Source organism: Nitrospirillum viridazoti CBAmc (assembly GCF_000730165.1).
In the GTDB taxonomy this organism is placed as follows: Bacteria; Pseudomonadota; Alphaproteobacteria; order Azospirillales; family Azospirillaceae; genus Nitrospirillum; species Nitrospirillum viridazoti.
Genome location: NZ_CP022113.1, coordinates 269576 through 280519 on the forward strand (window position 1 = coordinate 269576; position 10944 = coordinate 280519).

The 10944-nt window shown below is 62.5% G+C and carries 9 protein-coding genes and 2 pseudogenes; 10 read left to right on the top strand and 1 reads right to left on the bottom strand.

The window, feature by feature from the left end:
* Positions 1-50: 50 nt before the first annotated feature.
* The 10 genes and pseudogenes from Y958_RS31715 to Y958_RS29335 form a co-directional block, all read left to right on the top strand.
* A pseudogene (locus Y958_RS31715) lies at positions 51-317 on the top strand (integrase core domain-containing protein); the annotation flags it as partial.
* Positions 318-1373, top strand: a pseudogene (locus tag Y958_RS29295) (IS5 family transposase); the annotation flags it as partial. It abuts the pseudogene before it with no gap.
* Between the two features lie 703 nt (positions 1374-2076).
* A complete protein-coding gene (gene tnpA, locus Y958_RS29300; protein ID WP_088870543.1) occupies positions 2077-2511 on the top strand; it encodes an IS66-like element accessory protein TnpA in 435 nt (144 codons plus the stop codon).
* Entirely contained in the window at positions 2508-2855 is a 348-nt protein-coding gene (gene tnpB / locus Y958_RS29305; RefSeq protein ID WP_088870542.1) for an IS66 family insertion sequence element accessory protein TnpB, read from the top strand. The genes tnpA and tnpB overlap by 4 nt, the downstream gene beginning before the upstream one ends.
* Positions 2856-2900: 45 nt before the next feature.
* A complete protein-coding gene (gene tnpC, locus Y958_RS29310; protein ID WP_088870541.1) occupies positions 2901-4547 on the top strand; it encodes an IS66 family transposase in 1647 nt (548 codons plus the stop codon).
* Positions 4544-5149 (top strand): plasmid pRiA4b ORF-3 family protein, encoded by a 606-nt coding sequence (locus Y958_RS29315; RefSeq protein ID WP_088870540.1) that lies wholly within the window; start codon positions 4544-4546, stop codon positions 5147-5149. The genes tnpC and Y958_RS29315 overlap by 4 nt, the downstream gene beginning before the upstream one ends.
* A 39-nt stretch (positions 5150-5188) precedes the next feature.
* On the top strand, positions 5189-6049 hold the full coding sequence (locus Y958_RS29320; protein WP_088870550.1) for a site-specific integrase: 861 nt from the start codon (positions 5189-5191) through the stop codon (positions 6047-6049).
* Between the two features lie 12 nt (positions 6050-6061).
* Complete coding sequence (locus Y958_RS29325; RefSeq protein ID WP_088870551.1) at positions 6062-7249, top strand: IS91 family transposase; 1188 nt, start codon at positions 6062-6064, stop codon at positions 7247-7249.
* A 400-nt stretch (positions 7250-7649) separates the two neighbouring features.
* A protein-coding gene (locus Y958_RS29330) for an IS630 family transposase (protein ID WP_088875464.1) occupies positions 7650-8710 on the top strand; the annotation gives its coding sequence in 2 pieces (ribosomal slippage) (positions 7650-8142 and positions 8142-8710; 1062 coding nt in all).
* A gap of 109 nt (positions 8711-8819) precedes the next feature.
* A protein-coding gene (locus Y958_RS29335) for an IS630 family transposase (RefSeq protein ID WP_088875465.1) occupies positions 8820-9880 on the top strand; the annotation gives its coding sequence in 2 pieces (ribosomal slippage) (positions 8820-9312 and positions 9312-9880; 1062 coding nt in all).
* Here the strand turns inward: Y958_RS29335 and Y958_RS31720 are convergent.
* Entirely contained in the window at positions 9832-10938 is a 1107-nt protein-coding gene (locus tag Y958_RS31720) for a hypothetical protein (protein WP_145727959.1), read from the bottom strand. The two genes, Y958_RS29335 and Y958_RS31720, sit on opposite strands and share 49 nt — an antisense overlap.
* Positions 10939-10944: the final 6 nt, after the last annotated feature.

Sequence of the window (10944 nt, forward strand, 5' to 3'; positions counted from 1 at the left end):
TCGCGAAGGGTAGTCTATAAGGTTGGCCTTCATCGCGAAGCATCAGGGGACTGAGCGACAAAGTGATCCAGTTCACCTTCCCGCCACGATATGCCGATGGCCCGACGGCCCGGTACGTGACGCACATGTTCGACAGGCGATGCCAGGAGAATGGCATCGAACGCCGCCTTACCAAGATCAGGCATCCCTGGACCAACGGCCAGGTCGAGCGCATGAACCGAACCATCAAGGAAGCCACGGTCAAACGCTACAACTACGACAGCCATGAACAGTTCGAGCAGCATCTGAACGCCTTGGTCGGCGCCTACAACTTTGCAATGCCCTTCGACCGGTCGTCGATGTCCCGCTGGCGCCAGCGTCTGGGCGAGGAGCGGCTGGCGGCGCTGATCCAGGAGAGCCTGCGGGTGGCCCAGGCCACCGGCGCGCTCAGCACCAAGGACCTGGCGCGCGTGGCGGTGGACACCACCGTCCAGCCCAAGGCCATCGCCCACCCCACCGACGCCCGCCTGACCCACAAGGCCATCGAGAAGCTGGTCGCCTTCGCCAAGGACAATGGCATCACGCTGCGCCAGAGCTATCTGCGCGTGGCCAAGAAGGCCGCCATCATGGTCGGCCGCTACACCCACGCCCACCAGCACAAGCAGGCCAATCGCCAACTGAAGTTCCTGCGCACCCGCCTGGGCCGCCTCATCCGCGACATCAACCGCAAGATCGCCGCCAAGGGGGGCGTCAAGGCTCCGGCCCTCCTAGCCCGCTACGCCCCTTTATGCGACTTGGCCATCAAGATCAGCATGCAGACCCAGCGCCAGCGCGGGCAAAAGGTCTATTCCCTCCATGCCCCCGAGGTCGAATGCATCGGCAAAGGCAAGGCCCGCGCCCCTTACGAGTTCGGTTGCAAGGTAAGCGTCGCCGTCCCCATCACCAAGCCCAAGGGAGGGCTCTTTGTCCTCCACGCCCAGGCCATCCACGGCAACCCCTTCGACGGACACACCCTCGCCAAGGCCGTCGCCGACATCAAGGCCAACACCGGGCGCGATCCAGACCGGGTCCACGTCGACAAGGGCTATCGCGGGCACAACCATCCCAACAAGTTCAAGGTCTGGATCACTGGCCAGGTCCGCAGAACCACCGCCGCCATCAAGCGGGAGATGAAACGCAGGGCCGCCATCGAGCCCATCATCGGCCATCTCAAGGCCGAGCACCGCATGGGACGAAACTACCTCAAGGGACGCAGCGGCGACCGCATCAACGCCGTCCTCGCCGCCGCCGGCTTCAACTTCCACCTCCTCATTAGGTGGTTCAAAGACCTTTGGCGTGCCCTCTTCCAGCTCCTCCAAACCCAAAGCAAAATGGCGCTGATCAGCTCCAATTGAGCCAATCAGCGCCATTCTTCACAGATGACTAATTAAAGTCCAACTTGACGTTGATGCTGACAAGGCGCTTTGGATGCGGGGAACCCAAACAGCGCAGAAGGCGGTCGAGGAAATTTACGACCACGCCCGCAATGCGACGATGCATGGACGTAAAAATCACAAGAAAGGAAAGCCGGATAGTAAACCATTCCATGACTGGGAGTCTGGGCGCGAACGTGCTGAAGCTTTGGCTCGGTACTGCTTAATGGCTTGTATCGACTGGACTGCGCAGCACCCCGGCAGTGACGACCCGAGATCGTGGACGGTGCCGTCAATAGGTTGAAAGCTAATTGTTGCGTTTCGTTGTTGTTATTTCGTGAATTATTAATGGCGTCTACTTCATCATCGGAAATGTCTCTGACTTTTGTTGACAAAAATTCGAAATTTTGGTGAAGATTCCTGAAGAGAAATTCGCCCATGTGGGCGTACCATTGCTTCGACATACTTATACCAACGAGCGCTGATGGCGACTCTCGCTAAGGGGATTGAACGAACCCGCTGTCGCGGGAATGGCGCCGCTGTTGGCGTATGAGGCCTCCGGTCTGAGGATTGCGGTTGTCGAAGCCCAATCCACAGACAGGAGGTTCGTAAGCGTCAGCGCAGCCCCGCCTTCCCATGGCGTTATTGATGGGCATGCTTGCCGCTCGGCTTGAGTGGTGGACGCATGGATGACGTGACGGTGATCGGCAAGGAGGCGCTTCGAAGTGCTCATACGAGCGCTTCGGAGTTGCACGGCGAAGTTTTGAGCGGGCCGGAGCGTCGGCGGCGCTGGAGTACCGAAGAGAAGCTGCGGGTTCTGGCGCAGAGCGTGGCGCCGGGGTCGTCGCCGAGCCTGACGTGCCGCATGCACGGTATCAGCACCGGTCAGCTATCGACGTGGCGCAAGCAGTTCCGGTCGGGTGAGCTGACGGGGTTCGTGCCGGTCTCGGTTGTTGCCGATGCGGCGTTGCCCGCACCGGCTGTCGTACCTGAAGTGGCGGAGCAGACGCCCGTTGCCGTCGGCGTGGTCGAGGTCGAGCTGCCGACCGGCGTGCGCCTGCGGATCACCGGCGATGTCGGTGAGGCGGCCTTGCGCCGGGTTTTGGCGGCATTGTCGTGATCGGCCTTCCGGGCAATGTCCGCCTCTACCTGGCGTGCGGCGCGACCGACATGCGCCGTGGGTTCGACAGCCTGGCCGCTCAGGTGCAGACGATGCTGAGGCTTGATCCCCACGACGGCGCGCTTTACGCCTTCCGGGGGCGGCGGGGTGACCTGATCAAGATTTTATGGTGGGACGGCCAGGGCCTCTGCCTGTTCTCCAAGCGGCTGGAGCGTGGCCGGTTCGTCTGGCCACAGGCCCGGGAGGGCTCGGTCGCGCTTACCGCCGCCCAGGTTTCCATGCTGCTGGAAGGGATCGATTGGCGGACGCCGGTGCGAACCTGGCAGCCGGACGCGGCCTGCTGAGCGCGCTCGGTCCCGTGCGGCCCCCGGCGCGTCATAGTGACTCGGATGCTGTCCACCACGCTGCCGACGGCGGCGTTTTCGGGTAGAATCCGCCCCATGACCGCCGCCGCCGCAGAGATCGCCGAGCTCCGTGCCCGGCTCGCCGAACGCGAGGCCGAACTGGCCACGGCGCGGGCGGAACTGACTGGCGCGCGCCTCCTGATCGAGCAGTACAAGGCCCAACTGGCCAAGCTCCGCCGGATGCAGTTCGGCCGCTCATCGGAGAAGCTCGACCGGCAGATCGCGCAACTGGAACTGATGCTGGAAGACCTGGAGGAAGGCGAAGCCGCCCGGACGGCGCCGTCGCTGGATGCCGGGAACGCGGCCCCGGAACGGCGCCAGCGGGACCAGCGCCATCCGGTGCGCCATCCCTTGCCGGAGCATCTGCCGCGGGAGGAGGTCGTCCATTCCCCCGGTGACGTCTGCCCCGGCTGCGGCGGCACGCATTTCTCCAAGCTGGGCGAGGACGTGACCGAGGTGCTGGAGAAGATCCCGGCCCGCCTCAAGGTGATCCGCCACATCCGGCCGAAGCTCTCCTGCCGGGCGTGCGAGGTCATCCTCCAGGCGCCTGCCCCAGACCTGCCGGTGGAGAAGGGCCGCCCCGGGCCCGGCCTGCTGGCCAATGTCGTGGTGTCGAAGTACCTGGACGGGCTGCCGCTCTACCGGCAGTCGGCGATCCTGGCGCGCGAGGGCATCGCGATCGAGCGCGCGACCTTGGCCGATTGGGTCGGCCATGCCGCCTGGTGGGTGGCCCCCCTGGCCGGTCTGATCGGTGCCCATGTAATGGCGGCGCCAGTCATCCACACCGACGACACGCCGATCAAGGTGCTGGCCCCCGGCAACGGCCAGACCCGGCTCGGTCGGCTTTGGACCTACCTGGTCGATGAGCGGCCCTGGTGCGGGGAGCGTGCGCCAGCGGCGTTCTATCGTTTCAGCCCGGATCGCAAGGGCGAACGGCCCCGTGAGCATCTCTCCGGGTTCAGCGGGGTGATCCAGGCGGACGCCTATACGGGTTATGAGGCACTGACCCGGCCATCGAGCCTGGTCCAGCCCGGCATCATCCCATCGGGCATCGTTCATGCTGCCTGCTGGGCGCATGCGCGGCGGCATCTCTACGACCAGTACGAGAAGACCAGGTCACCCATCGCCGAGGAGGCCTTGCGCCGGATCGGGCGGCTCTACGAGGTCGAGGCCGCGATCACCGGCCTGTCGGCTGAACAGCGCCGGGACGCCCGGCGGCAACTCGCCGTTCCCATCCTCGACGACCTCAAGCCATGGCTGGAGGCGCAGCAACGGCGCCTGTCGGCCAAGAACACGCTGGGCAAGGCGATCGGGTATGCGCTGAACCGCTGGGAGGCGCTCACCCTCTATGTCGCCGATGGCCGTATCGCCATCGACAACAACCCCGCCGAACGCTCCCTGCGCGGCATCGCAATCACCAGGAAGAACTTCCTGTTCCTGGGCTCCGAGGCGGGCGGCGACCGGGCGGCACTCCTCTACTCCGTCCTGGAGACGGCGAAGCTGAACGGGCTCGACCCCGAGGCCTATCTGGCGGATGTCCTGGACCGCATGGCCAAGGGGCATCCGATCAACCGGCTGGCCGAACTTCTGCCCTGGAACTGGATGCGCCGGGCTGACAAACTCGCGGCATGACCGCCGACACCCTTGCCATCCTGCGCATCGAACTGCTCCATACCGAACCCCTGGTCTGGCGCCGCGTTGCCGTGCGCGGCACCACCAGCCTCGCGGCGCTCCACAAGATCATCCAGGCCGCCATGGGCTGGCTCGACTACCATCTGTGGGAGTTCGAGGTCGAGGGGGCCACCTACGGCCTTCCCGATCCCGATGGCATGGACTGGGGGCGCACTATCAAGCGCGCCAGCACGATCAAGCTACAAAAGTTGCTCGATGCCGGTGTCGAGACGTTCGGCTACGTCTACGACATGGGCGACAACTGGGAACACCAGATCATCATCGAGCGCGTCGAGGCCGCTCAGCCGGACCAGCCCTATCCCCAGTTCCTTGGTGGCGAGCGGCGCTGCCCGCCCGAGGATTGCGGCGGAGTTCCCGGCTACTACGACTTCCTCGATGACATCGCCGGGCCCGACAAGGGCAGAGGCAGCAAAAAGAAGAAGGAAGCCCTCGACTGGTACGGCGGCCCCTACGACCCCGACGATATCGATGAAGAGCAGATCCGCATTACTCTTAAGCGGATCGCCAGCGCTTCAAGAATGAAGAAGGCCGTCAACCCTTGAACTGCTCGCCGATCCGCTGACGCTTACGGAGGTTCCGCGATGGCCGAGTTGAGCCCTCTACGTCGCCGCATGATCGAGGACATGACGGTCCGTAATCTGTCGCCGGCGACGCAACGATCCTACGTGCATGCCGTGGCGAAGTTCAGCCGGTATTTTGGGCGGTCGCCGGACCGCCTTGGTCTTGAGGACGTCCGTGCTTTCCAGGTCCATCTGGTCGCCACGGGGATATCGTGGCCGGCGTTGAACCAGACGGTGTGCGCCCTGCGGTTCTTCTATGGCGTGACGCTGGGGTATGGCGATCTGCCCGAACGCATCCCGTACGCGCGCGAGCCACGCAAGCTGCCGGTGGTGCTGAGCGCGGACGAAGTGGTGCGTTTCCTGGAAGCGGTGCCGAGCCTGAAGAGCCGGACGGCGTTGACGACGGCGTACGCGGCGGGCTTGCGGGCGTCGGAGGCCGTCAGCCTTAAGGTCGGCGATATTGACGGTGGGCGGATGGTCATCCGGGTCGAGCACGGCAAGGGTGGCAAGGACCGCCACGTCATGCTGTCGGCGCAGTTGCTGGGCATCCTGCGCACCTATTGGCGCCTGGCCCGGCCCGGTCATTGGCTGTTTCCCGGCCGGGACGGGAGCCGGTCGATGGACGTGCAGGTGCTCCATTCGGCCTGCCGTTCGGCTTGTGCCGCCGCCGGGCTGGCCAAGCGCGTGACGGTCCACACGCTCCGGCACAGCTTCGCCACCCATTTGCTGGAGGACGGCACGGACATCCGCATCATCCAGGTCCTGCTGGGCCACAGCAACCTGTCGAGCACGGCGCGGTACACCCAGGTCTCCAACAGCGTCATCCGGCGCACCGAGAGCCCGCTCGACCGCCTGAAGCTGGAGGTGGTGCCTCCCGCCTGAGCCGGCATCGCCATGCCGGCCGGGCTGGAGGTGGCGGACGTCTTCCGCCGCCACGGCGACGCCTATCGCCAGGCGCACGATGGCCACCTCGGCTGCGTCGAGCGCCGGGTGATGGGTGCGATCGAGGCATGCCGCACGGCGGCACTGGGCGGCCACGCCGAAGCTTGCCCGGAGTGCGGCCTGGTGCGGTGCGCCTACAACTCCTGCCGCAACCGGCATTGTCCCAAGTGCCAGGGCGCCGCGCGGGCGGAATGGCTTGCCGCACGACAGGCCGATCTGCTGCCGGTACCCTACTTCCACGTCGTGTTCACGCTGCCGGCACCCGTGGCGGAGATCGCGTTCCAGAACAAGGCGGTGGTCTATGCCATCCTGTTCAAGGCCGCCGCCGAGACCCTGCGCATCATCGCCGCTGATCCCAAGCACCTGGGCGCCGAGATCGGGCTTGTCGCCGTGCTCCACACCTGGGGCCAGACCCTTCACCACCATCCGCATGTCCATTGTGTCGTGCCCGGCGGTGGACCGTCGATCGATGGCACGCGCTGGGTCGGATGCCGGCCCGGCTTCTTCCTGCCGGTCCGCGTGCTCTCCCGCCTGTTCCGCCGCTTGTTCCTCGACGCGCTGGCCGCCGCGTTCGAGGCCGGCACCCTCGGCTTCTTCGGCGACCTCGCCCCCCTGGCGGAGCCCGCCGCCTTCCACCACCGCTTGCGCGACCTGCGGCGGGTCGAATGGGTCGTCTACGCCAAGCCGCCCTTCGGCGGCCCCGCCCAGGTGCTGGCCTATCTGGGCCGCTACACCCATCGGGTCGCCATCTCCAATACCCGCTTGGTCGCCATGACCGGCAGAGACGTCACATTCCGATGGAAGGATTATCGCCATCATGACAAGGCCAAGGTCATGACCCTGGCATCCTTCGAGTTCATCCGGCGCTTCCTGCTCCACACCGTGCCGGATGGCTTCCACCGCATCCGCCATTATGGCTTCCTCGCCAACAGTCACCGGGCCGGAAAGCTGGCACTTTGCCGCAAGCTCCTCGATGTCCCACCGCCGGCGCCAACGGTGGCCGAAGAACCCACCGACCGCTCCCCATTGGCCAGCCCCCCGCTGGATCGCTGCCCGTGCTGCGGTGGCGCGATGATCCTCCTGGCCGTCTTGCCGCCGCTTCGGCCCCATCGCCCGCCCCTCCGGTACGACACCTCATGAACCGACAACATTCCAACATCGCCCGGCCGTCCACCCCGGCAGCCCCGCGCGCCGGCCGGAGGTGTTTTACCCGCCGCACCACCGCGGACAGCTCCCGGCTTCAAAATAGCGGCAAAGCTGACGCCAGTCCTCGCCCGTGGGCCGCCAACGAGCGCCCTACGGTCAATCCAGCCCCATCAGAACCCTTCCAACGGGCCCGGATCGGCATCACGAACCAGGCCCCAAAGCCACTTTCCCCATAGCCCGCGCCCGTCATCCCGCGGCTTCGCTCAATCCGGCTTCAATGAGGTCGCGGTCGCCCCCGGTAGCACCCTCGGCGCAACGCGACCTCACAGAAGCCTCCAGATTCCCATGGGGCTGATTTTCTGATTCACCAGAGCAAGCACAGAGGAGGCTTGCGATGGGTTCGGCAGTCGAGATTCGTACGGATTATTCAGCAGCGGCTCTGCGCCAATTGGCCCGCCGGTGCGGCGATGGCGATCAGGTTCGGCGGTTGTTGGCCCTGGCGCAGATCCTCGACGGTCGGAGCCGGGGTGAAGCGGCCAGGACGGCTGGTGTGACGCTGCAAATCGTGCGGGACTGGGGCCTTCGTTTCAATGCGGGTGGCCCGGATGGCTTGGCAACGCGCAAGGCGCCCGGCAAGGCATCGCTGCTGAACGATACGCACCGCGCGCGCTTGGCCGCAGCCGTCGAGGCCGGGCCCATTCCGGCCGTACACGGCGTCGTTCGCTGGCGGCTTGTCGATCTGGCCCAGTTGTTGTGGGACGAGTTCGGCGTGTCGGTGACGCGCTTCACCCTTGGCCGCGAATTGCGCGCGTTGGGCTACCGCAAGCTCTCGGCCCGGCCGCGCCATCGCGGTCAGAAGCCCGAAGACATCACGGATTTTAAAAAACCTTCGCAACCCGCCTGGCGGGCATCCGGCGCCACTTCCCGCCGGGAACGCCAATAGAAGTGTGGTGGCAGGACGAAGCCCGGATCGGCCAGCAGACCGAACTCACCCGGCGCTGGGCCAGGCTTGGCACCAGGCCGTCAGCCCCGAAGGATCAGCGCCGGGCCTCGGCTTGGATCTTCGGTGCGATCTGCCCCGCCGAGGGCAAAGGTGCCGGCATCGTCATGCCCCGATGCAACACCGCTGCGATGAACCGCCATCTCCAGGAAATCGCCGTCCACGTCGCGCCCGGCGCGCAGGCCGTCCTCATCCTTGATCAGGCGGGGTGGCATCACTCCGCCGAACTCATCGTCCCGGACAACATCACGCTCATGCCTTTGCCGCCTCGTTGCCCGGAACTTAACCCCGTCGAAAACCTCTGGCAGTTCATCCGCGACAACTGGCTCTCAAATCGCATCTTCCAGAACTATGACGACATCGTCGACCACTGCTGCCACGCATGGAACAAACTCGTCGAACAGCCATACCGCATCATGTCCATCGGACTTCGGCAGTGGGCCCATGGGTCATAATCAACGCTCTTTGGTATTATACCAGCGAGCGCTGATGGCGACTCTCACTGGGGGATTCCCTTCGGGCTGATTTTCTGATTCACCAGAGCAAGCAAAGAGGAGGCTTGCGATGGGTTCGGCAGTCGAGGTTCGTTCGGATTATTCAGCAGCGGCTCTGCGCCAATTGGCCCGCCGGTGCGGCGATGCCGATCAGGTTCGGCGGTTGTTGGCCCTGGCGCAGATCCTCGACGGGCGGAGCCGGGGTGAAGCGGCCAGGACGGCTGGTGTGACGCTGCAGATCGTGCGGGACTGGGTCCTTCGTTTCAACGCGGGTGGCCCGGATGGCTTGGCAACGCGCAAGGCGCCCGGCAAGGCATCGCTACTGAACGATACGCACCGCGCGCGCCTGGCCGCAGCCGTCGAGGCCGGGCCAATTCCGGCCGTACACGGGGTCGTGCGCTGGCGGCTTGTCGACCTGGCCCAGTTGTTGTGGGACGAGTTCGGCGTGTCGGTGACGCGCTTCACCCTTGGCCGCGAATTGCGCGCGCTGGGCTATCGTAAGCTCTCGGCCCGGCCGCGCCATCGTGGTCAGAAGCCCGAAGACATCACTGATTTTAAAAAACCTTCGCAACCCGTCTGGCGGGCATCCGGCGCCACTTCCCGCCGGGAACGCCGATAGAAGTGTGGTGGCAGGACGAGGCCCGGATCGGTCAGCAGACCCAACTCACCCGGCGCTGGGCCCAGCGTGGCACCAGGCCGTCAGCCCCGAAGGATCAGCGCCGGGCCTCGGCTTGGATCTTCGGTGCGATCTGCCCCGCCGAGGGCAAAGGGGCAGGTATCGTCATGCCCCGCTGCAACAGCGCCGCGATGAACCGCCATCTCCAGGAAATCGCCGTCCACGTCGCGCCGGGCGCGCAGGCTGTTCTCATCCTTGATCAGGCCGGGTGGCATCACTCGGACGAACTCATCGTGCCGGACAACATCACGCTCATGCCCTTGCCTCCCCGCTGCCCAGAACTTAACCCCGTCGAAAACCTCTGGCAGTTCATGCGCGACAACTGGCTCTCAAATCGCGTCTTCCAGAACTATGGCGACATCGTCGACCACTGCTGCCACGCCTGGAACAAACTCGTCGAACAGCCTTACCGCATCATGTCCATTGGACTTCGACAGTGGGCCAATGGCTCGTAATTAATGCTCGTTGGTATTATAGAGATATTTTCCCCAATCTGAGATAATCTAATTGGTTTTTCAGATATTCCAAATTTATGAACCGAGCTAAAAACATTTTCTATCCGATTGTCTTTCCAATGCATGATTGTGCTTGAAATATAATCGTAATTTAAAGATGGTCTATATACGGATATTCTTTCGCCTTTTATTCGAGTGCTAAGAATTGGTGGAATAGCGCAAATTTTTTCCTGAAATTTTGGTGTGGGTGTGCTTTCGTATTCTCTAAGTGTTCGAGTTACGAGCATATCATCTTGATATTCGGTCTTTATGAAGTGATTGCGAATTTTAAGGTGCTTTATTTTCTGTCCATTATCTATTGAATCCCAGAACGTGTATAAAATATTACCAATCTTGGCGGCTTTTCCGGCATTAAACATTGCAATTTTAATGGCGCCACCCCATCGATCCAGAAAATTCTCTCCAGTCATAACTTCAATACCAGTTGCTTGTGCCGCTAACCAAAGCCCATTCATTGTCGCCATAGCCATATAATTATTATCAAATATCTGCAACTCTTCTGCGGTTGTGGGCATTTCACATTCGGAAAGAATTTGGGCCATGTGGTGAAATCCACTGCCAGCGATCAGTACGTTTGATAGATATTTATGCTCCAATCGGATGGCATCCCTATAAAAATAGGATGTATGTGTTTCTCCTCTGATGAAGCCAATGAGACTCAAGTTCCAAGAATCTTCTGGTGGAATTTTTTCCATATATCCCATAATATTTAACTGTGTTATTTCACCTTTTTTGTGAAACTCTTTTAGCTCGCGCATCACTGCCCGAGCCTGAACGTAACTTCCGGCCCATGCAATTATCAATTTATCAGATAAGATATTTACTTTCTGCTTCATGCCTGTGACATGGGCATGAGCTTTTCTCTTATTCATATAAATATTTACGTTGTTGTAAGTTGGCGTATTAAATAATTCATCGGATGATCCATCGTTAGATAATAATACGTCTCCGATTAGGATAGGGGAATCGTGAAAAGTATATCCGAGAATAAGAGTCATTATTCA